The 25,882-nt window shown below is 73.0% G+C and carries 26 protein-coding genes and 2 pseudogenes; 12 read left to right on the top strand and 16 right to left on the bottom strand.

Translation table 11 applies throughout. The features are described from left to right. The first annotated feature begins 127 nt into the window (after positions 1-127). Positions 128-1,369 carry a geranylgeranyl reductase family protein gene (locus tag ACIGYR_RS29340; protein WP_399605160.1) on the top strand — a complete coding sequence of 414 codons (1,242 nt, stop codon included), beginning with the start codon at positions 128-130 and terminating at the stop codon, positions 1,367-1,369. Here ACIGYR_RS29340 and ACIGYR_RS29335 read toward each other — a convergent pair. Beyond that, positions 1,359-1,814 carry a nitroreductase family deazaflavin-dependent oxidoreductase gene (locus ACIGYR_RS29335; RefSeq protein ID WP_399605286.1) on the bottom strand — a complete coding sequence of 152 codons (456 nt, stop codon included), beginning with the start codon at positions 1,812-1,814 and terminating at the stop codon, positions 1,359-1,361. The genes ACIGYR_RS29340 and ACIGYR_RS29335 overlap by 11 nt on opposite strands. 149 nt (positions 1,815-1,963) lie before the next feature. Between ACIGYR_RS29335 and ACIGYR_RS29330 the strand changes: the two genes are divergently transcribed. The 3 genes from ACIGYR_RS29330 to ACIGYR_RS29320 all read left to right on the top strand — a co-directional run bounded on the left by ACIGYR_RS29330 (position 1,964) and on the right by ACIGYR_RS29320 (position 4,672). Continuing rightward, positions 1,964-2,656, top strand: a complete 693-nt coding sequence (locus ACIGYR_RS29330; RefSeq protein ID WP_399605162.1) for a TetR/AcrR family transcriptional regulator — start codon at positions 1,964-1,966, stop codon at positions 2,654-2,656. Between the two features lie 133 nt (positions 2,657-2,789). Then, complete coding sequence (locus tag ACIGYR_RS29325; RefSeq protein WP_399605163.1) at positions 2,790-4,010, top strand: sensor histidine kinase; 1,221 nt, start codon at positions 2,790-2,792, stop codon at positions 4,008-4,010. Next, a complete protein-coding gene (locus ACIGYR_RS29320; RefSeq protein ID WP_391843672.1) occupies positions 4,007-4,672 on the top strand; it encodes a response regulator in 666 nt (221 codons plus the stop codon). The genes ACIGYR_RS29325 and ACIGYR_RS29320 overlap by 4 nt, the downstream gene beginning before the upstream one ends. On the opposite strand, the gene ACIGYR_RS29315 is transcribed toward ACIGYR_RS29320, so the two are convergent. The 3 genes and pseudogenes from ACIGYR_RS29315 to ACIGYR_RS29305 all read right to left on the bottom strand — a co-directional run bounded on the left by ACIGYR_RS29315 (position 4,633) and on the right by ACIGYR_RS29305 (position 7,681). After that, positions 4,633-4,917: a DUF6332 family protein gene (locus tag ACIGYR_RS29315; RefSeq protein WP_399605166.1), complete on the bottom strand. Its 285-nt coding sequence runs from the start codon at positions 4,915-4,917 to the stop codon at positions 4,633-4,635. The two genes, ACIGYR_RS29320 and ACIGYR_RS29315, sit on opposite strands and share 40 nt — an antisense overlap. A 195-nt stretch (positions 4,918-5,112) precedes the next feature. Then, positions 5,113-6,138 (bottom strand): annotated as a pseudogene (locus tag ACIGYR_RS29310) (IS701 family transposase). Between the two features lie 52 nt (positions 6,139-6,190). After that, positions 6,191-7,681 carry an MFS transporter gene (locus ACIGYR_RS29305; protein ID WP_399605168.1) on the bottom strand — a complete coding sequence of 497 codons (1,491 nt, stop codon included), beginning with the start codon at positions 7,679-7,681 and terminating at the stop codon, positions 6,191-6,193. An 85-nt stretch (positions 7,682-7,766) separates the two neighbouring features. Between ACIGYR_RS29305 and ACIGYR_RS29300 the strand changes: the two genes are divergently transcribed. Continuing rightward, a complete protein-coding gene (locus ACIGYR_RS29300; protein ID WP_399605170.1) occupies positions 7,767-8,165 on the top strand; it encodes a MarR family winged helix-turn-helix transcriptional regulator in 399 nt (132 codons plus the stop codon). Positions 8,166-8,172: 7 nt separating this feature from the next. On the opposite strand, the gene ACIGYR_RS29295 is transcribed toward ACIGYR_RS29300, so the two are convergent. Beyond that, positions 8,173-8,925, bottom strand: a complete 753-nt coding sequence (locus ACIGYR_RS29295) for a maleylpyruvate isomerase family mycothiol-dependent enzyme (RefSeq protein WP_399605172.1) — start codon at positions 8,923-8,925, stop codon at positions 8,173-8,175. Positions 8,926-9,028: 103 nt separating this feature from the next. After that, entirely contained in the window at positions 9,029-10,234 is a 1,206-nt protein-coding gene (locus ACIGYR_RS29290; RefSeq protein WP_399605174.1) for an MFS transporter, read from the bottom strand. A gap of 478 nt (positions 10,235-10,712) precedes the next feature. Here ACIGYR_RS29290 and ACIGYR_RS29285 point away from each other — a divergent pair, with 478 nt between their 5' ends. After that, positions 10,713-11,108, top strand: coding sequence for a luciferase family protein (locus ACIGYR_RS29285; protein ID WP_391843682.1), 396 nt, complete (start codon positions 10,713-10,715; stop codon positions 11,106-11,108). A 247-nt stretch (positions 11,109-11,355) separates the two neighbouring features. Here ACIGYR_RS29285 and ACIGYR_RS29280 read toward each other — a convergent pair whose 3' ends face one another. Beyond that, on the bottom strand, positions 11,356-12,135 hold the full coding sequence (locus tag ACIGYR_RS29280) for a DeoR/GlpR family DNA-binding transcription regulator (protein ID WP_399605176.1): 780 nt from the start codon (positions 12,133-12,135) through the stop codon (positions 11,356-11,358). A 290-nt stretch (positions 12,136-12,425) separates the two neighbouring features. Between ACIGYR_RS29280 and ACIGYR_RS29275 the strand changes: the two genes are divergently transcribed. Then, positions 12,426-13,307: an SIS domain-containing protein gene (locus tag ACIGYR_RS29275; protein ID WP_391843686.1), complete on the top strand. Its 882-nt coding sequence runs from the start codon at positions 12,426-12,428 to the stop codon at positions 13,305-13,307. A 34-nt stretch (positions 13,308-13,341) separates the two neighbouring features. Further along, positions 13,342-14,202 (top strand): ketose-bisphosphate aldolase, encoded by an 861-nt coding sequence (locus ACIGYR_RS29270; protein WP_399605178.1) that lies wholly within the window; start codon positions 13,342-13,344, stop codon positions 14,200-14,202. A 54-nt stretch (positions 14,203-14,256) separates the two neighbouring features. Here the strand turns inward: ACIGYR_RS29270 and ACIGYR_RS29265 are convergent, their stop codons facing one another. Continuing rightward, complete coding sequence (locus ACIGYR_RS29265; protein WP_399605288.1) at positions 14,257-15,390, bottom strand: methyltransferase; 1,134 nt, start codon at positions 15,388-15,390, stop codon at positions 14,257-14,259. A 67-nt stretch (positions 15,391-15,457) separates the two neighbouring features. On the opposite strand from ACIGYR_RS29265, the gene ACIGYR_RS29260 reads away from it, so the two are divergent. Further along, the gene (locus ACIGYR_RS29260) at positions 15,458-16,108 is read left to right on the top strand and encodes an alpha-ketoglutarate-dependent dioxygenase AlkB family protein (protein WP_391843690.1); all 651 of its coding nucleotides are present in this window, start codon (positions 15,458-15,460) and stop codon (positions 16,106-16,108) included. Positions 16,109-16,156: 48 nt separating this feature from the next. Further along, complete coding sequence (locus ACIGYR_RS29255; protein ID WP_399605180.1) at positions 16,157-17,404, top strand: ROK family protein; 1,248 nt, start codon at positions 16,157-16,159, stop codon at positions 17,402-17,404. Between the two features lie 151 nt (positions 17,405-17,555). Here the strand turns inward: ACIGYR_RS29255 and ACIGYR_RS29250 are convergent, their stop codons facing one another. The 6 genes from ACIGYR_RS29250 to ACIGYR_RS29225 all read right to left on the bottom strand — a co-directional run bounded on the left by ACIGYR_RS29250 (position 17,556) and on the right by ACIGYR_RS29225 (position 22,230). After that, positions 17,556-18,320: an NAD(P)-binding domain-containing protein gene (locus tag ACIGYR_RS29250; protein ID WP_399605182.1), complete on the bottom strand. Its 765-nt coding sequence runs from the start codon at positions 18,318-18,320 to the stop codon at positions 17,556-17,558. Positions 18,321-18,547: 227 nt separating this feature from the next. Further along, positions 18,548-19,594, bottom strand: a complete 1,047-nt coding sequence (locus ACIGYR_RS29245) for a S66 peptidase family protein (RefSeq protein WP_399605184.1) — start codon at positions 19,592-19,594, stop codon at positions 18,548-18,550. Positions 19,595-19,653: 59 nt separating this feature from the next. Continuing rightward, positions 19,654-19,833, bottom strand: a complete 180-nt coding sequence (locus tag ACIGYR_RS29240) for a DUF1272 domain-containing protein (RefSeq protein WP_391843698.1) — start codon at positions 19,831-19,833, stop codon at positions 19,654-19,656. Positions 19,834-19,947: 114 nt separating this feature from the next. Beyond that, positions 19,948-20,859 carry a phosphotriesterase gene (locus ACIGYR_RS29235; protein ID WP_399605186.1) on the bottom strand — a complete coding sequence of 304 codons (912 nt, stop codon included), beginning with the start codon at positions 20,857-20,859 and terminating at the stop codon, positions 19,948-19,950. Then, entirely contained in the window at positions 20,856-21,434 is a 579-nt protein-coding gene (locus ACIGYR_RS29230; RefSeq protein WP_399605188.1) for a DUF4865 family protein, read from the bottom strand. The genes ACIGYR_RS29235 and ACIGYR_RS29230 overlap by 4 nt, the downstream gene beginning before the upstream one ends. A 205-nt stretch (positions 21,435-21,639) precedes the next feature. Continuing rightward, complete coding sequence (locus ACIGYR_RS29225) at positions 21,640-22,230, bottom strand: TetR/AcrR family transcriptional regulator (RefSeq protein ID WP_399605190.1); 591 nt, start codon at positions 22,228-22,230, stop codon at positions 21,640-21,642. A 190-nt stretch (positions 22,231-22,420) separates the two neighbouring features. Between ACIGYR_RS29225 and ACIGYR_RS29220 the strand changes: the two genes are divergently transcribed. After that, positions 22,421-22,711, top strand: coding sequence for an SHOCT domain-containing protein (locus tag ACIGYR_RS29220; protein WP_399605193.1), 291 nt, complete (start codon positions 22,421-22,423; stop codon positions 22,709-22,711). A 668-nt stretch (positions 22,712-23,379) separates the two neighbouring features. Here ACIGYR_RS29220 and ACIGYR_RS29215 read toward each other — a convergent pair. Then, positions 23,380-23,794, bottom strand: a pseudogene (locus tag ACIGYR_RS29215) (ATP-binding protein); the annotation flags it as partial. A gap of 205 nt (positions 23,795-23,999) precedes the next feature. Beyond that, positions 24,000-24,329 (bottom strand): hypothetical protein, encoded by a 330-nt coding sequence (locus tag ACIGYR_RS29210; protein WP_399605195.1) that lies wholly within the window; start codon positions 24,327-24,329, stop codon positions 24,000-24,002. A 328-nt stretch (positions 24,330-24,657) separates the two neighbouring features. Between ACIGYR_RS29210 and ACIGYR_RS29205 the strand changes: the two genes are divergently transcribed. Further along, entirely contained in the window at positions 24,658-25,782 is a 1,125-nt protein-coding gene (locus ACIGYR_RS29205; RefSeq protein ID WP_391843710.1) for a PLP-dependent cysteine synthase family protein, read from the top strand. The last annotated feature ends 100 nt before the right edge of the window (positions 25,783-25,882 follow it).

The raw sequence follows: 25,882 nt of genomic DNA, 5'->3' as shown, positions 1-25,882 counted from the left end.
ACGCTCCTCGTGGGTGCGACGTTGTACGGGGTGAGTCCCCCGATCCTCCCACAGCGGCCTGCGCGGACGGCCGCCGTAGGATGCGACAGGACACTTGGCAACGGCTTGATCGGAGCGGTAGACCATCGTGAGCGGCGAGAACTCTTCGGCGGACGACGTGCAGCGGGTGTGGGACGTCGTCGTGGTGGGCGCGGGCCCCGCGGGCGCCTCGGCCGCCTACGCGGCGGCGGTCGCGGGACGGCGCGTGCTGGTGCTGGAGAAAGCCGAGTTGCCCCGTTACAAGACGTGCGGCGGCGGCATCATCGGCCCCTCCCGCGACGCCCTGCCGCCCGGCTTCGAGCTGCCCTTCCGGGACCGGGTGCACGCGGTCACCTTCTCCAACAACGGGCGCTTCACCCGCACCCGCCGGTCCAAGCAGATGCTGTTCGGGCTGATCAACCGGCCCGAGTTCGACCAGCAGCTGGTCGAGCACGCCCAGAAGGCGGGCGCAGAGCTGCGTACGGGTGTCACGGTGCAGCGGGTCGAGCAGCACGGCTCGGCGGTGCCCGACCGGCGGACGGTCGCCGTCGTCCTCCAGGGCGGGGAGACGGTGCTGGCCCACGCGGTGGTCGGTGCCGACGGCAGCGCCAGCCGGATAGGAGCCCACGTCGGCGTGAAGCTCGACCAGGTCGACCTCGGCCTGGAGGCGGAGATCCCGGTGCCGGAGACGGTCGCCGAGGACTGGAAGGGGCGCGCCCTCATCGACTGGGGCCCGATGCCGGGCAGTTACGGCTGGGTGTTCCCGAAGGGCGACACGCTGACCGTGGGCGTGATCTCCGCGCGTGGGGAAGGCGCCGCCACCAAGCGCTATCTGGAGGACTTCGTCGCCCGGCTGGGCCTCGCCGGGTTCGAGCCGTCGATCTCCTCCGGGCATCTGACCCGCTGCCGCGCCGACGACTCCCCGCTGTCCCGGGGCCGGGTGCTGGTCTGCGGGGACGCGGCCGGACTGCTGGAGCCGTGGACCCGTGAGGGCATCTCCTTCGCGCTGCGCTCGGGCCGGCTGGCGGGGGAGTGGGCGGTCCGGATCGCCGAGGCGCACGACGCCGTGGACACCCGGCGCCAGGCCCTCAACTACGCGTTCGCGATCAAGGCGGGGCTCGGCGTCGAGATGAGCGTCGGCAAGCGGCTGCTGGCCGCGTTCGAGAAGCGGCCCGGCGTCTTCCACGCGGCCCTCAGCGGCTTCCGTCCGGCGTGGCGGGCGTTCAGGGACATCACGCAGGGCTCGACCACGCTGGGCGAGCTGGTCCGCTCCCACCCCCTCGCCCAGCGCGTGCTGATCTCGGTGGACCGCGTGCCGGCCGGGCCGGCGGAGGAGCCCGTCAGTTCGTGACGGTGATGCGGAAGACCGGATGGTCCGGGGCGCAGGCGATGATCTCCGTGTCGGAGGACTTGGCGGTCACGCCGTCGAAGTACTGGTTCACCTCCCAGCCCCACTTCTCCAGGTAGGTCCGCAGCACCGGGAGCCTCTCGGCGTCGGGAAGCTCCACCGCGGTGAAGGCGCGCACCGTGCGCCCGACGCGCAGCTCGCCGCCGCCGGCGGCGCGCATGTTCCGCACCCACTGCGAGTGTCCGCGCGCGGAGACCAGGTACCGCACGCCGTCGTGGGTGTGCGGGTTGACCGGGATGCGCTGCATCCGCCCGCTCTTGCGGCCGGGCACGGACATCTCGGCGGTGCCGGCGAGGCTGAGACCGTGCCGGGCGAGCCAGCCGATCACGCTGTTCAGGCGCACGTTGAGCGGGCTGCCCTTGAGGTAGTACGGCGAAGACGACGACATGGTGACCCCCACGACGAGTTCGGGAGAGCGGTGCTCTCGCTCGAGTTCAGTGTGGGGCATACGGGCGCTCCGGAGCAAGAGCGGTGCTCTCTTTTCATTTCGGCGCTCTCCTCTGTGTGCGGTGCTCTCTGTCGTGGCACACTGCCGGCATGAGCACCGCACAGGGCGCCCGCGCACGGGCCAGGCAGGAAGTCACCGCGGCCATCAAGGAGGCGGCGCGCAGACAGCTGGCGGAGGAGGGCGCGGCCAAACTCTCCCTGCGGGCCGTCGCCCGCGAGCTGGGCATGGTCTCGTCGGCCCTGTACCGCTACTTCCCCAGCCGGGACGACCTGCTCACCGCATTGATCATCGACGCCTATGACTCCCTCGGCGAGACGGCGGAGCGGGCCCGGGACGCCACGTCGGGCGCCCCGTCACCGGACCGCTGGATCGCGGTGTGCGAGGCGGTGCGCGGCTGGGCGCTCGCCCATCCACACGAGTACGCGCTGATCTACGGCTCGCCCGTGCCCGGCTACGCCGCCCCCGACACCACCGTCCGGGCCGCGGCCCGGATCGGGCTGGTCCTCATCGGCATCGTCCGCGACGCCCACCAGGGCCCGGGCCTGACCGACCTGCCCCTGCCCGCCGAGCTGCGTTCCGAGGCCGAGCGGATGGCCGCCGACTTCGCCCCCGATCTGCCGCCCGGGGCGGCGGCGCCGCTGGTGGCGGCCTGGGCACAGCTGTTCGGTCTGGTCGGGTTCGAACTCTTCGGGCAGTTCAACCGGGTGGTGGAGGACCGCGAGGCGTTCTTCCGGCACGCGGCCGGCCGGCTCGGTGAGAGCGTGGGCCTGCCCCGGTCCTGAGCCGCGTACTTCCGCGGAGTCGTCCGCGGCGTACTCCCCGGGCAGTCGTGGGCCGCGTACTCCCCGGGGAGTACGTGTGATCACCTCACCCGGCCGACGCCGCCGCGGCCCGGCGACGTCTAGCGTGGCCCGCATGGACGAGCAGCACCGAGGCGGCCCCTCGCACTGGTGGCGGTACGGGCCCCCGTGGTGGAACCGCCCGGACGCCCCCGAGGCGCACCGCGCCCACCTGCCCTGGCGCTCCACCGCGCTGATCACCGCGGTCGTGCTGATCGGCAGCACCTTCGCCGTGCACGGCCAGCCGGGCCGCGTGCCTCTCGACGGCTACGCGCGCGTGCTGCTGCTCCTCGCCTCGGCCCTGCTGCTGTGGCGCAACCGCCACCCGGCGCCCGTCGTGTTCGGCACGGCCACCGCGGCCCTGGTCTACCTGGCCCTCGGCTTTCCCTACGGTCCGGTCTTCCTGACCGTCGCGGTGGGCTGCTTCAGCGCGGTCGTCGCCGGGCACCGGCGGGCCGCCTGGTCGGCAGTCGGGCTGCTGTGGGCCGGACACGTCCTGGTCGCGCTCTGGCTCTACCGATGGCTCCCGCCCGCCGGGGACCGCGGCGGGGGCCTGGGCCAGGAGATCATCATCGCCACCTGGGTGCTGGTCATCGTCGCCCTGTCCGAACTGGCCCGGGTGCGGCACGAGCAATGGGCGCGGGAGCGCGCGGACCGGGCCGAGGCGGCGCGGCGGCGCGCGGACGAGGAGCGGCTGCGCATGGCCCGCGAGCTGCATGACGTCCTCGCGCACAGCATCTCCGTCATCAACGTCCAGGCGAGCATGGGACTCGCGCTGCTCGACAGCGATCCAGAGCAGGCGCGGGCCGCGCTCACCACCATCAGGTCCGCCAGCAAGGAGGCGCTCGGCGAGGTGCGCCAGGTCCTCGGTGCCCTGCGCGCACCGGGCGCCGCGCCGCGCGCCCCCGCGCCCGGCCTGGACCGGCTGCCGGAACTGGTGGAACAGGCAGCTGCGGCCGGCCTGACCGTCGAGACCGAGGGCGAACCGCCACGGCTGCCGCCCGGCGCCGACCTGGCGGCCTTCCGCATCCTGCAGGAGGCCCTCACCAACGTCGTACGGCACTCCGGCTCGCGGCACGCGCGGGTGCGCTTCGACTACGGCGACGGCGTCCTGCGGCTGCGGATCGACGACGACGGACCGGCCACCGGCGCGGACGCCGGGGGCAGCGGGAACGGACTGGCCGGCATGCGGGAGCGGGCCGCCGCGCTGGGTGGCACCATCGAGGCGGGCCCGCGCCCCGACGGCGGCTTCCGGGTGCGCGCCGTCCTGCCGTCGGACCTCAAGGAGGACCAGTGATCCGGGTACTGCTCGCCGACGACCAGTCACTGGTGCGGGCCGGTTTCAGGGCGCTGCTCGACGCGCAGCCGGACATCGAGGTGGCCGGCGAGGCGGCCGACGGCGAGGAGGCGCTGCGCCGGGTGCGCGAACTGCGGCCGGACGTCGTCCTCATGGACATCCGCATGCCGCTGCTGGACGGCCTGGCCGCGACCCGGCGCATCACCTCCGACGCGGAACTCGCGGACGTGCGGGTGGTCATGCTCACCACCTTCGAACTGGACGAGTACGTCTTCGAGGCGATCCGCGCGGGCGCCTCCGGCTTCCTGGTGAAGGACACCGAGCCCGAGGAACTCCTGCGCGCCGTACGGGCGGTGGTCGAGGGGGACGCGCTGCTGTCACCGGGCGTCACCCGTCGGCTGATCGCCGAGTTCGCCGCTCGTTCCAAGGAGCCCGCGGCGGCCGGGGCCCTCGCCCGGCTCACCGAGCGGGAGCGTGAGGTGATGGCGCTGGTCGGCATCGGTCTGTCCAACGAGGAGATCGCCCGCCGGCTGGTGGTCAGCCCGCTCACCGCCAAGACGCATGTGAGCCGGACGATGGTGAAGCTGGGCGCCCGGGACCGGGCCCAACTCGTCGTGCTGGCCTACGAGTCGGGATTGGTACGGCCCGGCTGGCTGGGCTGAGCCGAGTGCCGGAAACGCACCAGCACGCCGACCACCCGGGCCACGAACACGACCGACGCGACCGCCGTGCCGAGCCGCAGGAGAACCGTGGACAGCAGACCGGGCAGGTCGAGGAGGAGCGCGGGCCCGGCCACGGCCCCGAACAGCACCGCCGCCGCGAACGCTGCGCTGACCAGCGCGTAGCCGATCTCGACGGTCGCCGCGTCCTGCTCGGCCCTGGTGCGGCGGCCCCCGTCTGCGTACATTCCGCCAGTTTCACAGACGTGCGCCCGGCGGAGCAAGGAACTCCGGCCGGGCGCACGCGTGGAGGCCCGTGCTTCGTTAGGTTCTGGGCTGTCTGCGGCTGCTGCGGGGGCCGGGCAGGGGGCGGCCGCAGGTGGTGCAGGTACCGGTCCAGCACCTCAGCAGGTCCTGAAGAACGTCGAGGACCTGGTAGAGGGTCAGGCCGGTATGCGGACTTTTGGGTCGAGCCGCCTGAGGGTGAGGAAGGCCTGGGCGGCGGTGACGAGGGTGACGTGGTGGTGCCAGCCGCGCCAGGTGCGACCCTCGAAGTGGTCCAGGCCCAGGCCGTGTTTGAGCTCGCGGTAGTCGTGCTCGATCCGCCAGCGCGGACACTCCTGGTCGAATGGCCGCACGGACAGGACACTCCGTCCAACTACTGGTTATCGAACCTGCCCGCCACCACTGCGGTTGCTGACCTGGTGCGATGGGCGAAGATGCGGTGGGCAGGACACCGTCCCACCGGTTGCGGCCGCCGCCTGCTTCCTGGGCTGCGGCCAGGGGCTGTTTGCCTGCGGGCCGGATCGTCAGGACCGCGAACCGTGAGGTCATCGTGCCTTTGCTGCCGCGGCGCCAGGTCACCTCGGTGAACCGGCCGGCACCGGCCTTGGCAGCGAGGACCGAGACGGCTCGCGGTGGGGTGCGGTAGCGGTGAAGGGTGGGCGGTCCGAGCCCGCCGTAAGCGGGCTGGTGTGGCTCGACATCCTCCGGGTGGGCGACTTCCTTCCCGGTCAGTGCCAGGACATAGGACAGCCCACGCTGTTCGAGACCGATCCGGAAGGCAGTGCTGACGCCGTAGCCGGCATCGGCGACCACGACCGGCGCCTTGAGCTGCCATTCGGCGAGCGTGTCGAGCAGACCGAGCGCGAGGCGCACTTGGGAAACGACACATCGTCGACCACCCACACCTCGGGTGTGATCACCTCGGCCAGACGTTCGGCGATCCGCCGCCGGACCGGCAGCGGATCCCACGGTGACTGGTTCACGAACTGCTGCAGGGCCTGCATGTTCCCGTCCGGCACCCGATCCGCCATCGGCTGGATCGACTTCCGCCGACCGTCCAGCATCAGGCCCCGCAGACAACACTCGCCCCACCGCCGCTGATCCCGCCGCCGAACCGAAGCGAACACATCGGCAACGAACTCCGATAACTCACCCCGGAGCCGTTCCACCTCCCCCAGCCTCATACCAGTCAGATGCCCACCACCAGGCAAGATCACCCAACGTAACGAAGCACTACTAGTCGCGGACCGGCACGCGTTCCGCGTCCACCTCCCGCACGGTGGACCCGGCGACCACGACGGACCGTTCCGTCCGGGGCCGGCGCAGTCCGGTGAGTGACAGCAGCAGCCCCGCGACGGCGATGAGCGTGATCACCGTCAGGCCGGGCCGGTAGCTGTCCAGGACGGCCTGCGGGGTGGCCTTCTCGGGGGCGTGCGCGGTGACCACCGCCGTCACGACGGCCAGGAAGATCGCGCCGCCCACCTGCACCGAGGTGTTGAGCAGGCCCGAGACCATGCCCTGTTCGTGCTCGTCCACTCCGTTGGTGGCCTGGACGTTGAGCGACGGGAAGGTCAGGGCGAAGCCCGCGCCGACCAGCAGCATGGTCGGCAGGATCGCCGCCGCGTAGACCGGGTTCAGGTCGATGCGCAGGAACAGGGCGTAGCCCGCCGCCATCAGGACGAAGCCGAGCACGATCAGCCGTGCCGTCCCGAACCGGTCGATGACGGTCCCGACCTTGGTCGCCGAGAGCGCCACCAGCGCACCCGCCGGCAGGAAGGCCAGTGCCGTGTGCAGGGCCGACCAGCCCAGCACCTGCTGCATGTAGAGCGTGACCAGGAACTGGAAGCCCATGTAGCTGCCGACGAACGTCAGCGCGCCCAACTGGGCCCGGACCTGGGGTCCGAAGCGCAGCACCCCGAGCCGGATCAGCGGGCTCGGGCTGCGCCGCTCGACGAGGACGAAGACGGCCAGCATGACGGCGACGGCGACGAAGGACAGGACCGTACGGGCCGAGGCCCAGCCCGCCTCGGGTGCCTCGACGACGGTGAAGACCACCAGCAGCATCGAGGCGGTGCCGAGGACGGCGCCCGGGATGTCGTAGCCGCCGTGGCCGCGTTCGCGCTCGCCGCGCGGCAGCAGCTTCATGCCCACGAGCAGGGCGAGCAGCGCGACCGGCGCGGGCAGCAGCATCGTGAGCCGCCAACTGGCCTCGGTGAGCAGGCCGGAGAAGACGAGGCCCATGGAGTAGCCGGTGGCGCCGCAGGTGGTGTAGATCGACAGGGCCCGGTTGCGCAGCGGGCCCTCCGGGAACGTCGTGGTGATGATCGACAGGCCGGCCGGTGCCGTGAAGGCCGCGCTGAGGCCCTTGACGAAGCGGCTGGCGATCAGCAGCGGGCCCGAGTCCACGAGCCCGCCGAGCAGCGAGGCCAGCGCGAAGACGCCGAGCGCCACCAGGAACACCTGGCGCCGGCCGAGCAGGTCGGCGGTCCGGCCGCCGAGGAGGAGCAGGCCGCCGTAGCCCAGGATGTAACCGCTGATGACCCATTGCAGGGCCGAGGTGGACAGGTGGAGGTCGGAACCGATGGACGGCAGCGCGACGCCGACCATCGACACGTCCAGCGCGTCCAGGAACATCGCGGCGCACAGCACCAGCAGGGTGCCCCACAGCCGGGGCGTCCAGCGAACCGCCGGGGACGGGGCCGCGGGGATGGTGAGCGGAGAGGTCATGCCGGTGAGACTACATGCACATGCATCGGATGCAAACGCATTTAATTACGATGCAACAAATTCGCTTCTCTGCTACGGTGCGGTCATGGCGGCGACGAAGGCCGAGCAAGGGCTTGTTGAGCAGTGGCGCGGAATACTCGCCCTGCACGCCCGCACCCAGTGCGAACTGGACCGGGCACTGCACGGGCAGGGCCTGTGCGCGAGTGACTTCGAGGTTCTCGACCTGCTCGCCGAGGGCGCGGCGGCGGACGGCGGCTGCGCCTACCGGGTGCAGGAGATCTCCGACCGGGTCCACCTCAGCCAGAGCGCGCTGTCCCGGCTCATCGGCCGTCTGGAGAAGGACGGCCTCGTGGAGCGGGCGATGTGTCCGGAGGACCGGCGCGGGGTGCGGGTGGCACTCACGGCGAAGGGGCGCGCGCTGCACGGCGAGGTACGGCCGGTGCAGCGCGCGGTGCTGGCCCGGATGCTGTCCGACGCCGGCTGACCGGATCTCAGATCCCGGAACGCTCCCGCCACAGCGCTGCGAGCGAAGGGTCGCCGGTCACCTCCGGCACGGGCGTCCGGTTCCACAGCGCCAGGTACAACTCATCGGCCGGCCCCGACAGTTCGGCCTCGGCCGTCCCCTCCGCCGTACGCACGGTCACCGGCGGCTCGGCCGTGAGACGTACGGTCCACACGGCGTCCCTCTGCGCCTCCGCCCCCGGATGCACGGCCCGCACCCGCAGCACGCGCGGCTCCTCGCTGCGCAGGCGGCTGCGGGAGCGGGCGTGGAAGCCGCGCAGCAGTTCGTCGATGCCGTCCACGGCGAAGTCCGGCGCGACCGGGGACGGCGTGCCGCCGCGTGCCGCCTCGGCGTCGTAGCGGTGCACGGCCGTCTCGTGCGCCTGGCGCCGGGTCCAGAAAGCCAGGGGCGACGGGCAGGGCGCGGGATGGAAGGTCCAGCACTCCAGGTCGGCCGGGGCGGCGGTGAGGCTGTCCACCAGCAGGCGGTGGCTGTCCCGGTACCAGGTCACCAGCTCGGCGCCGTCCAGTTCCGGCGGGTCGCCGATCGGCCGGGGCGTGGTGTGCCCTTCGGCGACGAGGGCGGCGGCCCAGCGGTGCACCGCGCCGGTGTGCCGCAACAGGTCGCGCACCTGCCACTCGGGGCACGTCGGCACCTTCGCGTCGGGTCCCGCGGCAGCGGCAGCCGCCGCCAGCAACCGGCCCTCGCGGTCGAGGATCTCAAGAAAGTCGGCAGTCTCCATGGGGCCGAGTGTGCCGTACGGAACGGGCCGCGACGGTCCCGAACCGGTCACTTTCCGGGCGGCAACACCGGTGAGCCCGCGCGGAGATCGCGCGGGCACGGCGTCAATGGCCCAGTACCCGCCGCGTCGACGCCCCGATGACGGTGGCGACGGCGGCCAGGGCGGCCACGCTGGTGAGCGCGGTGGGCAGGGAGAACCAGTCGGCCATGAAACCGATCGCGGGCGGCCCGAGGAGCATGCCGCCGTAGCCCAGGGTGGAGGCGATGGCGACGCCGGACGGGCCGGCCAGCGCGCCCGCCCGCTCCACGGCAACCGGGAACAGGTTGGCCAGTCCGAGTCCGGTGACCGCGAAACCGGTCAGCGCGGCCCACACGGAGGGTGCGAGCGAACCGAGCAGCATGCCGGCCGCGGCCACGGTGCCGCCGGCGATCACGGTCCGGGCCCGGCCGAGCCGGGCCAGCAGCGCCGACCCCGTCAGCCGGCCGACGGTCATGGCGAGCGCGAAGCACGCGTACCCGGCGGCCGCGGTGCCGGCGGAGGCCGCGAGATCCTGCTGGAGATGGAGCGCACCCCAGTCGGCCATGGCCCCCTCGCCGTAGGCCGTGCACAGCGCGACGAGCCCGAAGACCACCACGAGCCCGCGCCCGGCCGGCCTGTCCGCGGCACCGCCGTCCGTCCCGGCCGGCCTGTCCGCGGCACCGCCGTCCGTCCCGGCCGGCGGGGACGGTGTCCGCTGGGAAGGTGCGGGCGGGTCGTACCGCACCAGGGTGCGCCCGGCGACGGCCGTGACCAGCAGCCCGATCACGGTGAGGCCGAGGAGGTGACGGGTGGGGGAGAGGGCGCCGGCGACCAGCCCGCCGAGGCCCGCGCCGATCATCCCGCCCAGGCTGAAGGCGGCGTGGAAGCTGGGCATGATCGGCCTGCGCAGGGCGGCGACCAGATCGACGGCCGCACTGTTGAAGGCCACGTTGACACCGCCGTAGGCCGCCCCGAACAGCAGCAGGACGGCGCCCAGTGCCGGCGCCGAGTGGGTGAGCGGCGGCAGGGCGACGCTGAGCGCGAGCACCACCATGCAGACCACGGTCACCCGATGACTGCCGAAGCGGCGGCACAGCCGGCCGGTCAGCGTCATGGTGAGCACGGCCCCCGCGGAGACGCCGAGGAGAGCGAGCCCGAGGGCGCCCGCCGAGGCGTGCGTCTGGTGCTTGATGTCGGGGATTCGGACGACCCACCCCGCGAAGACGAACCCGTCCAGCGCGAAAAAGGCGGTGATCGCCGCGCGCAGTGCCGTGAGGCTCCGGCCCGGCACGACGCTGTGCGATCGGGTTTTGTTTATTGTCGGCACAAAAGCACCCTAGGGGGCGTCACGGGAGACGGGCAAGTGACCGGGCGACCCGCCGACCGGCCTCGGCTCGCCTCGTGAGGCGCACTCGTGACCCGGCCCGCGACGCTCTCGGCACCACGCGGTGCGCGACCGCTGGGGGTGAGAGAACACGGGAATCGGGTGGCAACGGCGGTGTATCGGACGTGCGTGCCGGTGAAGAGCGGAACAACTGCGCGAGCTTCCCGGGCGATGGGCGGTGGGGCAGCCGGTGCGGCGGCCTGCCCGTACCGGCCCACCTGCGGTTTCGATCCACCGAGGGCCATGTGCTGGGCAATCGGGGTCAGGGGTGGGCCCGTTCGACGGGTGGATGTGTGTGCGGCTTCCGGTACGCGCGGCGGATACGGGACGGTTAATGCTCGCTCACGAGCTGGTTGCGGGCGGGTGAGCGCGCCATGATGGGCCCATGACGTTGGCCTCGCGCGCGCTCGCGCAACTGGCGACCTGGCGGGATCTCAGACAGACCGTCCCGAGCTGCGGTCTGGGCCGGGCGGTGAGTTCGGTCCAGGGTGAGGTCGTCCACTTCCACTCCGAGCGTGATGTCGATCTGCGGCTCACCGACCGGGCCGTCCGGCGGTTCGCCAAGGACCTCAGAGACTCGGGTGCGATCAGGATCGTGCCCGGCTCGCAGTGGGTGACCCTGCGCCTGGACGCCGCGAGCGACGTCGACCTGCTGCTCACGCTGGTGAGCGTGGCGCTCCAGGCCCCGCAGACCTGGCCCGATCCGGCCGACCGGCCGGTGGCGGGCTGCAACGACCAGCGAGGCGCGGGGTTCGTGAAGGCCGACCTCAGCGGTTACTGATCCGCGCGCGCTCGACCGGCCGATGTGACGGAGTCCGACACGTCGATACGCGCGCCGTCGTGCGACGGTCACTTCGGCGCCGCCTGGTGGGGGATGTCCGCGCCGGCCCCCCGTGCCGCGGGCCGTGGCCGCCGGCCGGCCCGTCGTCCAGCGCACCTCGTCGGGCGAGCGTCACGCCGCGTTCGTGCGGGGAGACGGCGAAGGATCCCGGCCTCGGCCGAAGGCATGGGCCGGCCCCTGTTCCGGGTCACACCGCCAGCACCCGGACGCCCGCCTCCTCGAACCGTCGTACCGTCTCCTGCCCCACCGCCGCGTCCGTCACCAGCGTGTCCACCAGCTCCGCCCCGCAGATCCGGGCGAACGCCCGGCGGCCCAGTTTGCTGGAGTCGGCGGCGACGACCACCCGCTCGGCGCGCTCGCACAGCAGACGGTTGATGGCGGCCTCCGCCTCGTCGTGCGCCGCCGCCCCGTGCGCGACGTCGAAACCGACGACACCGAGTACGGCCATGTCGAGCGTGATCTGGCTCAACACCCCGTCCGCGAGCGGGCCGATGAGTTCGTACGACTGGGCGCGCGCCACCCCGCCCGTCACCACGATCTTGAACTGGGGGCGCACGGCGAGCTCGTTGGCGATGTTGAGCGCGTTGGTCACGACGGTCAGCGCCGGGGAGCCGGTGGCGAGGTCACCCCGCACGGCCAGCGCGCGGGCCACCTCCGTGGTGGTCGTACCACCCGTCAGCCCCACCGCCTCGCCCGGCGCGACGAGTTCGGCCACCGCCTTGGCGATGCGCTGCTTCTCCGAGGCGCGCCGGGCCGTCTTGTAGCGCAGCGGGAGTTCGTACGAGACTCCGTGCACCACCGCTCCGCCCCGGGTGCGCACCAGCATCTGCTGTTCGGCGAGCTGGTCGAAGTCCCGGCGGATCGTCGCCGCCGACACCGCCAGCTCGGCCGCCGCCTCCTCGACGTCCAGCCGGCCGCGCTCGACGAGCAGTTCCAGCAGCGCCTTCCAGCGGGCGTCCCGGGACATCCGCAGCCTCCGTTCCCCTTCTTCCGGCCGGTCTCCCGGGGGCGACCTCACGAGCGCCCTCCGGCCGACCGGCCGACCGTTCCGCGGCCGACCTTCCGGCCGTCCTCGGCCGACGTGCCCGCCGTCTCCGGCCGACGTGCCGGCCGTCTCCGGCCTGCCTTCCGGCCGTTCTGCGACCGCATCCGGTCTCCCGGCGACCCTAGCGCACCCGGCCGTGCGCTCGAATGCTTGATTGTGTTCAAAAGGTCGCTATATCTTGCAGGAACAATCAGCAAGGGGAGGGTGTGGGCATGACCCATGTCGAGAACGAGCTGAACAGCCAGCCGGAGTGCTGGATACGGGCGGCCGAGGAGGCGGGGCGGCACCGGAGCGCACTGCCGGAGCCGGGGGAGCGGGTCGCCGTCGTGGGGTGCGGCACCTCGTACTTCATGGCGCAGGCGGTGGCCGCCCTGCGTGAGGGCGCCGGCCAGGGTGAGACCGACGCGTTCGCCGCCTCCGAGTTCCCGCACGGGCGGTCGTACGACCGGGTCGTCGCCCTCACCCGGTCCGGCACCACCACGGAAGTGCTGGAACTGCTCGACACGTTGGCCGGGCGGACCCGCACCACCGCGATCACCGCCGATCCCGGCACCCCGGTCATGGCGGCCGCCGACGACCTCGTCGTCCTGGATTTCGCCGACGAACGCTCCGTCGTCCAGACCCGGTTCGCGACCACCGCACTCACCCTCCTGCGCGTCCACCTCGGCCTGCACGCCGACGCGGTCGTCACCGACGCACGCACCGCCCTCGCCCTCCCCTTGCCCGAAGGGCTCGTGGAATCCACGCAGTTCACCTTTCTCGGGCGCGGCTGGACCGTCGGACTCGCCAACGAGGCCGGGCTGAAGATGCGCGAGGCGTCCCTCTCCTGGACCGAGGCGTACCCGGCGATGGAGTACCGGCACGGCCCCATCAGCGTCACCACCGGGGGCACGGCCACCTGGATGCTCGGCGCGGCGCCCGAAGGGCTGGCCGAGCAGGTCCGCGCCACCGGTGGGGCGTGGATCGAGGGGGAGCTGGACCCGCTCGCCGAACTCGTGCGCGTCCAGCGGCTCGCCGTCGCCGTCGCCGCCGCCCGCGGGCTCGACCCCGACCGGCCGCGGCACCTCACCCGCTCGGTGATCCTCGCCCCCTGAGTCCCGCCGGTCCCGTCCAGGAAGGACACCTCACGTGCCCCTCGTGCCCACCGGCGAGCTGGTCACCCGGGCCGCCGCAGCCCGCTCCGCCGTCGCCGCGTTCAACGTCATCACCCTGGAACACATCGAGGCCGTCATCGCAGGAGCCGAGTCGGCCGGCGCACCCGTGGTCCTCCAGGTCAGTGAGAACGCCGTCAAGTTCCGGTACGGGCGGCTTCTGCCACTGGCCCACGCCGCCGTCGCCGCCGCCGAACGAGCCGCCGTACCCGTCGCGTTGCACCTGGACCACGTGCAGAGCGACGACCTGCTGCGCCAGGCGTCCGACGCCGGGTTCGGCTCGGTCATGTACGACGCGGCCCGCCTGTCGTACACCGACAACCTCGCCGCCACCCGGGCCGCCGCCGACTGGGCACACGGCCAAGGGCTCTGGATCGAGGCGGAGTTGGGGCAGATCGGGGGCAAGGACGGCAGGCCCCCGCTGGACGCGCACGCCCCCGGCGCCCGCACCGACCCGGGCCGGGCGCGGGACTTCGTCGCCGGCACCGGCGTCGACGGCCTGGCCGTGGCCATCGGCAGCGTGCACGCCATGACCACCCGCACCGCCGAGCTGGACCTCGGACTGCTCCGGCGGCTGTCCGCCGCGCTGACCGTACCGCTCGTCCTGCACGGCTCCTCCGGCGTGCCGGACGACGCGCTGGTCGCGGCGGTCGGCGACGGCATCGCCAAGGTCAACGTGGGCACCGCGCTCAACATCGCCATGACCGGGGCGATCCGCGCGTTCCTCGCCGCCCACCCGGAGGCCGTCGACTCCCGCAAGTACCTCGGTGTGGGCCGGGACGCGATGGCGCGCGAGGTGACCCGGATCATCGGCGTCCTCGCCCGCACCGCCGCCTGACCACGGGCCTCGCGGCCCGGCGCCCCCACGCCCGGCCGCCACCCGACCCCCGTACTAACCCCTCTTGACGGCCTTGAGCACCACGAACTTCGGGTCACTCGCGACGAGTCGGCTGTTCCCGAACAGCCGCTTGAGCTTCACGTGATACCCGAGGTGCCGGTTGCCGATCACCCACAGCTCGCCGCCGGGGCGCAGCGCACGCTTCGCCCCGGTGAACATCCGCCACGCCGTCGCGTCCGTGGTCGCCTGGTGGGAGTGGAACGGCGGGTTGTTCAGGACCAGGTCGACACTGCCGGGCGCGACCCCGGCCAGCCCGTCCCCGACCCGGAACTCGGCGTGCCCCGGAACGCCGTTCGCCTTGTACGTCGCCTCCGCCGAGGCCACCGCCTGGAACGACTCGTCCACGAACAGCACCTCGGCCGTCGGATCGGCCAGCGCCACCGCCGTACCGACCACACCGTTGCCGCAGCCGAGGTCCACCACGCGCCCGGCGCCCGGGGCGGGCAGGTGCTGGAGGAAGAAGCGGGTGCCGATGTCCAGCCGGTCGGCGCAGAACACGCCCGCGTGGTTGACCACCGTGTGCCCCGACACCGCGCCGACGCCGTCCGGGACAGCGTAGCTGTACGGCCACGGGTTCGCGGGCCGCTCCAGCGCCGGGTCCGGGGTGCTGAGGACCAGCCGGGCCTTCTGCTGGGCCAGAGAGGTCCGGGTCGGCCCGATGATCCGCTCGAACAGCTGGAGCGTCGAGGTGTGGATCTCCTTCACCATCCCCGCGCCGACCACGACCGTTCCCGCGTGCACGGCGGGCGCCAGCCGCAGCAGCTGGTCCTCCAGCAGCGCCAGGCTCTTGGGCACCCGCACCAGCAGCACGTCCACGCGCTCCGGGGAGGGGGCCTGCGTGGTCAGGAGCCGTACGGCCCCCGGCTCCACGCCGGCCCGCGCGAGGTTCGCGCGGGTCGCCTCCTGACTGAGGAAGGAGTCCGTGATCTGCGTCGGCCGATGCTCCGCCAGCGCGGTGACCAGCGCGCCCCAGCGGTCCCCGACCACCACCACCGTGCCCGTGAGCGGCACCTTCTCCTCGGCGAGGTGGCGCAGCAGGTACGCGTCGGAGGCGTCCCAGGCACGCAGCCGGTCGCGCGGATCCTCGGGGAAGCGGGTCAGCTCGACCTCGCCCCACGGTGTCGTCATACGGTCGCTCATCGTGCGTCCAGGCTAGCGGAGCCGCAGATCAGAGGCCGTGGGGCAGGATGGGGGCATGGAGGACGAGCTGTTCGGCCGGGAGCGCGCGGAGGTCGCGCCGGGCGCCGTGCACGTCCCGGACTGGCTGGACACCGAGCGGCAGCGCGCCCTGCTCGCCGCCTGCCGGGAGTGGGCGCGGCCCCCCGCCGGACTGCGCACGGTCCGCACCCCCGGCGGCGGCACGATGACCGCCCGCCAGGTCTGCCTGGGCTGGCACTGGTACCCGTACGCCTATGCCCGCACCGTGGTCGACGGTGACGGCAGCCCGGTGAAGCCGTTCCCGGACTGGCTCGGCGAGCTGGGCCGGCGCGCGGTGACCGACGCGCTGGGCCCGGCCGCCGTACCGGCCGTGCCGTACGACATCGCGCTGATCAACTTCTACGACGGCGACGCCCGCATGGGCATGCACCGGGACGGCGACGAGCGGGCGGACGCGCCGGTGGTCTCACTGAGCCTCGGCGACACCTGCGTGTTCCGCTTCGGGAACACCGAGACGCGCGCCAAGCCGTACACCGACGTGGAGCTGCGCAGCGGCGACCTGTTCGTCTTCGGCGGTCCGTCCCGGCTCGCCCACCACGGTGTGCCGCGCGTCCGCCCGGGCACGGCTCCGGCCCGGCTGGACCTCGTGGGCCGGCTGAACATCACCTTGCGGGTGAGCGGCCTGTAGCCGGCGGCGCGGGACCCACCGGCTGCGGATCATGGGAGACTCGCCCTCATGAGCGGCAAGGCGGAACCCCGGACGGCGGGCGAGAGGACCCCCTCGAGGGCGCGGCTGGACCGGGGGCGGGGGGCACTCGGGCCCGCGCTGGAGCTGGTGCACACCGGACGTGCGCCGACCCGGGCCGTGCTCACCGCCGAACTCGGCGTCACCCGGGCGACGGCCGGCGCGGTGGCAGCCGAGCTGGAGGCGCTGGGTCTGATCCGGGTGGACGCCCGGCCCGGCTCCGCGGCCGGCTCCCAGGGGCGCCCCTCACACCGGCTGGAGGTCGCCGAGGACGGGCCGGTGGCCCTCGCGGCACAGATCCACGCCGACGGCTTCCGGGCCGCGCTGGTCGGCCTCGGCGGACGGATCGTGGCGACCGCGCCCGGCTGCGAGACCGTCGACGCCGACCCGGCCAAGGTGCTCGGCTCCGTGGTCGAGGTGGGCGCGGAGCTGCTGCGCGGTACCGGCCGGCGCTGTGTCGGCGCCGGACTCGCCGTGCCGTCCGCCGTCGCCGAACCCGACGGCCTGGCCCTCAACCCGCTGCACCTGGCCTGGCCCGTCGGCGCCCCCGTGCGGCAGATCTTCGCGGAGTGCGTGCGCGCCGCCGGCATCGGCGGGCCCGCCTTCACGGGCAACGACGTCAACCTCGTCGCGCTCGCCGAGCACCGGCACGGCGCCGGCCGGGGCGCACGCGACCTGCTGTGCGTGGCCACCGGGCACCGGGGTGTCGGCGGCGCGCTCGTCCTGGACGGCCGTCTGCACACCGGCAGTTCGGGGCTCGCACTGGAGGTGGGCCACCTCACCGTCAACCCGGAGGGCCGTCCCTGCCACTGCGGCAGCCGCGGTTGCCTGGACGTGGAGGCGGACCCGCTGGCCCTGCTCGTGGAGGCCGGCCGCGACCCCGGTCCCGAGGTGTCGCTGCTCCAGCAGGCCGACGACCTGCTGCGCAACCAGTTCGACGACCCGGCCGTCCGCACGGCCGCCGAAGCCCTCATCGACCGCCTCGGCCTCGGCCTGGCCGGCCTCGTCAACATCCTGAACCCGGACCGCATCATCCTCGGCGGCCTCCACCGCACCCTGCTGGACGCGGACCCCGGCCGGCTGCGCGCGGTGGTCGCCGACCGCAGCCTGTGGGGCCAGAGCGGCGGCGTCCCCATCCTGCCGTGCACCCTGAACCACAGCAGCCTGGTCGGCGCGGCGGAACTGGCCTGGCAGCCGGTACTGGACGACCCGCTGGGCGCGCTGGCAGGGACCGACTAGTCCACGGTCCCTCCGGCGGCCGGTGCCGGGCGATCCGCTGAGTGCGTCGGCGGGGAGTGGCTGGTCCGCGGTCCGTCCGGCAGCCGGTGCCGGGCGATCCGCTGGGTGTGTCGGCGGGGAGCGACCAGGCTGTGGTCTCGCCCCGTACGCGCTACCCGAGGTCGGCGAGGAGCGCGTCGAGTGCCTCGGTCAGGGCCGCGGAGTTGGTCGCGTCGAACCAGGTGGTGCGGATGCGCTCGTTGATCCCGTTCGGCGTCTCGTGGTCGCCCGCGATCCGGTGCAGCGAGCGCGAGCCGTCGCCCAGCGCACGCTCGACGCCCTGGAAGAGCCCGCGCACATAGCGGTCCGCGTCCTCGGCGGCCACGCCCTGCCGCGTGGCCCAGTCGGTGAGCGTGACCAGGTACCAGTAATGGGTGGTCAGCGTGGCCGTCAGCGCCGAGAAGACGCCGAAGGCCGCCTCACCCGCGACGGGCAGCGCCCCGCCGAGGCGGTCGAAGAGGGCGTCCACGACCGGGTGGGACGGGTAGGTGACGGTGACGGACCGGCGTTCGCGCACGGCGGGCAACGGAATGGCACGCACCAGTGGCACATCGGTGCCGACTGCCCGGCGCAGCTCGTCGAGGCCGACGCCGGCAATGACGCTGACCACGACGCGGTCACCGCCGAACCGGAGCCCGGCGAGCGCCTCGGCGCGGTCCTGCGGGCGGACGGCGATGATCACCACCTCGGAGCGGTCCACCACGTCCTGGTTTCCGGCGGCGACCCGCACGTTCGCATACCGCCCGGCCAGCTCAGCGGCCGTGCGGGAACCGCGCGGCGAGAGGTGGATCTCGGGCGGTTCCTCGACGCCGTCGCACAGGCCCTCCACGACGGCCCGGCCGATCTCGCCCACGCCGATGATCCCGATGCGTTCCACTGTCTTCCTCTCGTTTCAGCACGCTCTGATTCACTGCCGGTGCCCGGACGACGGGTGCTCGGCAGACGGGTGCCCGTCTGTCGGGGGCCCCGGAAGACGATTGCCCGTCGGCCGTCTGCCCGTACTACGGGTGCCCGGGGGCCCCGAGGGCCCGGACGACAGTTGCCCGGGTGTCCGGACGACGGTTGCCCGGGTCAGGACGGGAAGTCCGGTGACGCCCGGAGCCGTCAGTACGTCGCCGTGATCCGCCGTGCCGGTCCGTCCACGGTCACCGATCCCCCGTACGGGATGACCAGTTGGGGATCGGTGTGCCCGAGGTCCACGTCGAAGACGGCCATGGTGTCCGGAGCGTACGCGGCCAGTGCGCGGAGCACCGCCTCCCGCTGCTCGGTGACGTAGCGCCGCTTGGCCTCCGGGTCGTTCGGCCGCTGGAAGGACCACGCCCTGGCCCGGCCCATCAACAGGGCCGGGAAGCGTGCCAGCAGGCCCCGCTCACCCATGTTGCGCAGGATCCGGAAGACCTCCTCCCCGCTCGGCAGCTCCTCCGATGTCTCCAGGAACAGCACACCGCCCTCGTAGACGGCCGGATCGCGTGCGATCTCCCGGTCGGCCATCAGCAGCCACGAGAGGATCTCCAGGTTGCCGCCCCAGGCGCGCCCCTCGACCACCCGGTCGGTCCGGTGCCAGATCCAGCCGTCGGCCGGCTGCGAGTCCGGCTCCGTGCGGAAGGTGGCCGGGTCGGCCCAGTCCCGGTCGGTGTCGCGGAAGCGCTCGGCGGCCCGGAGTTCGTACGGGCCCGAGGTGAACAGCGCCGCGCGCACCGATTCGGCGGTCAGGGGCTGAAGCGCGTACGGGCGCCCGATCTCGGTCATCAGACAGGCGCCGTGATAGGCGACGATGCCCAGGTTGTACAGGAACGTCAGCAGATTGGTGTTGTCGCTGTAGCCGAAGAACGGTTTGGGGTTGGCGCGGATCAACTCACGGTCCAGATACGGCAGCACCGTGATCTGGTCGTCGCCGCCGATCGTGGCCATCACCGCCTTGATCGTCGGGTCGGCGAACGCGGCATGGATGTCGGCGGCCCGTTCCTCGGGGGTGGACCCCATGGTGCGCGTGGTGGGGTACTCCACCGGCTCGAGGCCGAAGTCCTCACGCAGGCGTTCGAGCCCCAACTCGTGGGGACGGGGGAGCAGTCCCGGCAGTCCGGACGCGGGCGAGAGGATGGCTATCCGGTCGCCGGGCACGGGCTTGGGGGGATACGCGAGTGAGGCCATGCCGCTCAGGCTAGAGGTCCGACCAGCCCTGATCACCCGCATTTCCGACGGGGCGCGCCTCACCCGGTACGCCGCGGCCGGGCCACCAGCTCGCCCCCGCAGTGGGGACAGACCTGCCCGAGGGCCGTTCCGCACGCCTCGCAGAACGTGCACTCGTACGAGCAGATGCGGGCCGTCCCGTCCGGCGGCAGCGCGGCGGTCCCACAGCGTTCACAGCGGGTGCGCATCTCCAGCGCCATGGTGTCTCGTCCCTCCGGGGCGGTCGGTGGTCCCCCGCCCCATCCTCCTGATCGCGCGCACCGACGCAACCGCCCGGCGGGACGGAGTCCCGCACGATCGGGCCGGCAGCGCGCTCATGTCCAGTCGGCCCCGAACGCCCGCCCAGGATGTTCCCCCAGCATGCGGTCCACCAGTTCCGCGCCCACCGCCTCCGCCAGCCGCTGCCGCACCCGGCGCATCAGGTACGGCATCCCGGGCCCGCCGTCGACCGAGCGCGCCCCGGCGACCACGGTGTCCCCGCCGAGCAGCAGCCGGTCCCCGAACCCCGCCTCCGCCAGCGCCCGTACCGCCTCCGGCATCCACCGGTCGGTCGCGTGGTGGGCGCGGGACGGTCCGTCGAAGGCCAGCCAGCAGCCCGACGCGGCGGCCTGCCGGTGCACGACCGGGTCGGGGGAGCGGTTCAGGTGTCCCAGGATCACCCGCTCCCCGGGTACCCCCAACTCACCGCACAGCAGGTCCAGCACGTCCAGCGCGCCGGTGCCCAGCTCCAGGTGCACGGCGATGGGCGCGCCGGTGGCACGGTGCGCCTCGGCCGCCGCAGTCATGGTCCAGCGGGCGTGCGCGTCGAGCCCGTGGAAGCCGCCCGCCACCTTGATCAGACCGGCCCGTACCCCTGTCGTCCCGATGCCCTCGGTGAGTTCGGACACGAACAGCCCGGCCAGCCGTCCACCGCGCAGCCGGCCGAGCAACTCCGGGTCGTAGTGCGTCGCCTGGCGCAGGCCGGTGGCGCAGACGATCCGCACCCCGGTGGCCCGGGACAGTGCCGGCAGGTCCGCCGCCCGCCGTCGCATGCCGTGCGGCGTCCACTGCACGACGGCCGCGCCGCCCGCGGCGTGGAACGCCGCCAGCTCGGCCCGCGCGGCGGAGACGTCGTCCAGTTCCTGACCCGGCAACTGCGGGCTGCGCAGGAAGAGATGGTCGTGCGCGTCACACACGCCCAGTGCGCCGGGCCGGAGGTCCCCGAGGACCGTACGGACGTGTGTCACCACTGCCGCCCGCGCGGGAGCCGGTCACGGCCGGGTGCGGACAGGTGCAGCACCTCGAAGACGTCACCGTCGGCCTGGGGGGTGTCGTGCTCCCAGAGCGAGAAGTGCACCAGTTCCCAGCGGTGCGCGTCCACGGCCGACCCCGCGAGCACGGCACCGTCCTGCGCCGCCAGGCGCTCCGTCTCGGCCACCGCGTCTTCCATCAGGGACGTCAACTCGACCCCCTCCGGCACGGACCGACGCCTCCGCACCGCGAACGCCGGCCGTGCGCCGCTGCCTTCGGCAAAGCCGAGACCGGTCCACTGCCGCACCGCGGGTCTGCCGAAGTCGTCGGCGAGCCGCTGGAACGCGCCGCCCCACAGGAAGCGGTTCATGCCCTCGACCGTGTTCCACAGGTAGAACGGCGCGTACTGGTTCACCGGCGATCCGTGCACTCCTCGCTCACGCACCAGGTACGTCTTGAGTCCGAGGCCATCCCAGTCCTCCAGCAGCGGGCTGACGCGGGCCACCCGGGCGCGGATGATGTCCATGTCGTAGTCGGCCGGGAGAGTCAACTCGTACTGCATCGCGTGCATCAGGGGTTTCTTCCGTCGTGATGGGCATGGTCAGGCGGTATGGCAGGGGCCGGGACGTCCGGCGCCGGACGTCCCGGCGTCAGGGTGGTCGATGCGAGGCCGGTCGGCGCCGGGCCGGTCGGCACCGGGTGGCCGACGCGTGGTCGGCCGGCGCCGGTGTGGTCGGCCGTCGGCTCAGGACGCCGTCCGGTGATGTGCACGTGACTCACTTCCCCCGTCCCGGAGTCGACGGCGCGAGCAAGGACAGCAGACCGCGCACACCGGCGTCGAACGCGGCGGCTGACCCGGAGGCGCGGGCGAGGACATAGCCTCCCTGCACGGTCGCGAGGACGGCGGCGGCGATCTCCTGCCCGTCCAGTCCGGGCGCGAACTGCCCCTGCACCTTGCCCTCTTCGACGATCGCCGCGATGCGCTCACGGATGGCGGCGATCGTCTCGTCGACCGGCGCGCGCAGCTCCTCGCTCGCGATCACGTCCGGATCCATGGTGAGGCGGCCGACCGGGCAGCCGCGCAGTACGTCACGCTCGCGCGACAGATACGCCTCGATGCGCTCGTACGGCGTGCCCGGACCGCCCAGAACGGCCTCGGCGGTGGCCCGCAGCTCCTCCGCGGTGCGCCGGATCGCGGCCAGGGCGAGGTCGGGCTTGCCCTTGAAGTGGTGGTACATGCTGCCCTGGCCGGCCCCCGCCCGCTCCAGGATCGCCTTGGGGCTCGTGCCCACGTACCCGCGCTCCCACAGCAGCTCGCGGGTGGACTCGATCAGTCGCTCCGAGGTGCTCATGCGCCCACTGTACATACTAGTAGTTACAGTTCGCCAGTCCGTCGGTACGTGAACGCGTGAGCCCGCCGGAAGTAGCCGCGTCCCGCCCCCGTACTCCCCGGGAGGTACGAGCGGTGCCGCCGGCCGCACGACGACCCGGACCCCCTGCCGGGGGGAGTCTCGGGACATCACCCGAAGACCCCACCGACGAGGGAGACGACGCGACATGCAGACTTTGGCCGGCTGGGACGGCGGCCCCGGCCCGTGGATCCTGTTCTTCCCGCTGATCTGGGCGGCCGTCGCGGTCGGCGCCGTCACGGTCCTGCGCCGCACCGCCTGGCGGGGGCGCGGCGCCCCCTGGCGGCCGGTGGGCGCGGAACGCCCGGCGGGCGACTCGCCGCTAGCGCTCCTCGGCCGCCGCTTCGCCTCCGGGGAGATCGACGAGGACGAGTACTGGCGCCGCCTGTCCGTCCTGGAGGAGCACTTCGGCCGCGTGGGCAAGAGCGGCGCGGCATGACCACCACCGCGAAACGGGCCGCGGCCCGCGTGGTGGACGCCGACCGGCCCGCGCACCGCGCGGGCCGGCGTACGCCGTAGTGCCGGAGGGGCCGGGACGGGGACAGGCGGCACGGGGCCGGTCGCGGCCCGGTCATCCGGGGACGACGGACCGGACGGGAGTCGGCGGCCCGGCCGCGGGCGAGACGGGCCCCACGGCGGGCACGGGCCCGACGGCGGGCGCGGAAGCCGCCCCTGCTGACACCTCGGCCCCCGCCCGCAGGGGAGCCTTGGTCCCCGAGGGAGCCCTGGTCCCCGAGGAGGCAGCGGCCCCCGAGAGAGCCCTGGTCCCCGAGGAGGCAGCGGCCCCCGACGGAGCCCCGGCCCCTGTGGGAACGGAAAGGCCCGCTGGAACAGGGGCATCCGCCCGGACGGGAACCCCGGAAGGGACCACGGCGCCCGCCGGAACGGGAGCCCCGAGGGGAACCGCGACCCCCGCCGGGACAGGAGCCCCGGACGGAACCACGGCACCTGCCGGGACAGGAGCCCCGGACGGAACCACGGCACCTGCCGGGACCGGAGCCCCGGACGGAACACCCGACGGCACTCCAGCCCCCGCCGAGACAGGCGCGGGCGCGGCCGTCGGCCGTCCCGCTCCCCGCGGCGAGCGTGCCGGATGGCCGCCGGTCAGAACCGGAGCCGGCAGCGTGAACCACACGACCTTGCCGTTCTCGCCGTCCGGCCGCGCACCCCAGCTCTCGCTCACCGCGGCCACCATCGCCAGGCCGCGTCCGCACGTGGCCAGCGGCGTGGTGTCCGGCGCGGCCGTCGCGTCGGCCGGTACCGGAAGACGGGGATCGTGGTCGCGCACCGAGACCGTGAGCCGGTCCGGCAGCAGCTCCAGCTCGACGGTGCACGACTTGTCGGGCCTGGCGTGCCGGTGGACGTTGCTCAGCAGCTCCGTCACACCGAGCGCGGCCCGGTCTATCAATGGGTCCAGATGCCAGTAGCGCAACTGCGCAGATACGATTCTGCGGACCTGGCCGATCCGCGACGGCAGGGCTTGGAGCTCCACCGTGCAGTGCCTGCTTGGATGACTGATCACGGCTGCGACTCCCCGATGTGAGGTCCGGAGGAACCGGAAAAAACACGGAGAACAACGGATCCAGCAGGGTGCTTGCGTCCAAACGTCCGCCTGCTGTCGTGGCCGGCGGGCTGGTTCGCAGCGTTATCGCCGGTAAACCCAGAGTGACGTGAGACCAGCGTGACGCAGCGGAAGCGCTCCCGCAACTCGCCGCGACATCCGCCGCTCAGCCGCCACTCCCTTCTCCCGCCGCCCGGCGGACCGCCTCGACGAACCGCCGTGCCGCGGGCGGCCCCGGCCGGCCGGGGGCGGGGTCGTGTTCGCCCAGCGTCAGCAGGTACCGCGTGCCGTTGACGTCGGCCAGTGCCCGGTCGTCCGGGACGAACCACGGTGTGGAGGCGCGCACCGCCTGCACCGGCGCGCTGTCGATCTCGCTGCCGTAGCTGTTGAGCAACTGCAGCCTGCCGTCGCTGATCCGGACCTGTCCGGCCCGGGTGAGCGAACGCAGGCGTTTGCCTATGCGCACGCCTGTGGCCGTGAACTCCGCCTCCGCCATGTCTCGCCGCCCCCTTGCGGTGTCTCCGTGGTTCGTCCCGCGGTGTCTCCGTGGTTCCGTGTGCGCCCCCGTTCGGGACGGGCCGTCCCGTCGCGTGCAGTCTGCCCCGGCGAGGCGTGGAGCACCAGTACGCGCGGGGCGCCCGCGGCGGCCGCCCGGAGCACTTGCGTCCATGCGCCCCCAGCCGGCTCGCACGTCTGTGCCCCAGGGCGTCTTTGGGTGGCTCAAAGGTGCGTTTATGCAGGTGGGAAGGCGTGTGAAAGGTGCTTATGCTCGACATGCCGGCCCGCGTGAGGCGCCGTCGGCGACGAGCGTAAGGAGCCCCTCCGTGAGCACCACCCCCCAGACCAGGGCCGGCGCCACCCTCGACGTCGACCGCAGCGACCCCGCCTACCGCAGTTGGCTGAAAGAGGCCGTCCGCAAGGTTCAGGCCGACGCCAATCGATCGGCGGACACGCACCTGCTGCGCTTCCCGCTGCCCGAGCGGTGGGGTATCGACCTCTACCTGAAGGACGAGTCCACCCACCCGACCGGCAGCCTCAAGCACCGGCTCGCCCGTTCCCTGTTCCTCTACGGCCTGTGCAATGGCTGGATCCGCCCGGACCACCCGGTCATCGAGGCGTCCAGCGGCTCGACGGCGGTCTCCGAGGCATACTTCGCGAAGCTGATCGGCGTGCCCTTCATCGCGGTCATGCCGCGTACGACCAGCGCCGAGAAGATCCGTCTGATCGAGTTCCATGGCGGCCGGTGCCACTTCGTGGACGACTCCCGGAAGATGTACGAGGAGTCCGCCCGCCTCGCGATGGAGACCGGTGGCCACTACATGGACCAGTTCACCTACGCCGAGCGGGCCACGGACTGGCGCGGCAACAACAACATCGCCGAATCCACCTTCCGGCAGCTGCGGTTGGAGCGGTTCCCGGAGCCGGCCTGGATCGTCGCCACGGCGGGCACCGGCGGCACCTCGGCGACCCTCGCCCGCTACGTCCACTACATGCAGTACGACACCCGTATCTGTGTGGCCGATCCGGACAACTCCTGTTTCTTCGAGGGCTGGACCACCGCGGACCCGGACGTCACCTGTGACTGCGGCTCCCGGATCGAGGGCATCGGCCGGCCGCGCATGGAGCCGAGCTTCGTGCCCGGGGCGATCGACCGGATGATGAAGGTCCCGGACGCCGCCAGTGTCGCCGCCGTGCGGGCGCTGGAGGGGGCCATCGGCCGCAAGGCGGGCGGTTCCACGGGCACCGGACTGTGGAGCGCGCTGAAGATCGTGGCCGAGATGGTGGCCGAGGGCCGTACGGGCAGTGTCGTCACCCTGCTGTGCGACCCGGGGGACCGGTACCTGGACAAGTACTACTCGGACGCGTGGCTCGCGGAGCAGGGCATGGACATCGCGCCGTACACGGCGGCGATCGACTCGTTCCTGGCGACAGGGGTGTGGCCGCACTGAGTCCGGCCTCGCTCCCGGGTGACCGCTGCCCGACGGGCGGGTGTCGAGGGTGTGTGGGTTTGGTGACGTCTCAATTGGCGTCCGGGGCAAGCCGGTTGTG

The sequence above is a fragment of the Streptomyces sp. NPDC053076 genome (assembly GCF_044546845.1).
GTDB lineage: Bacteria > Actinomycetota > Actinomycetes > Streptomycetales > Streptomycetaceae > Streptomyces.
Note: the sequence above shows the minus strand (reverse complement) of the source record. Positions and strands in the feature narration are given on the sequence as shown.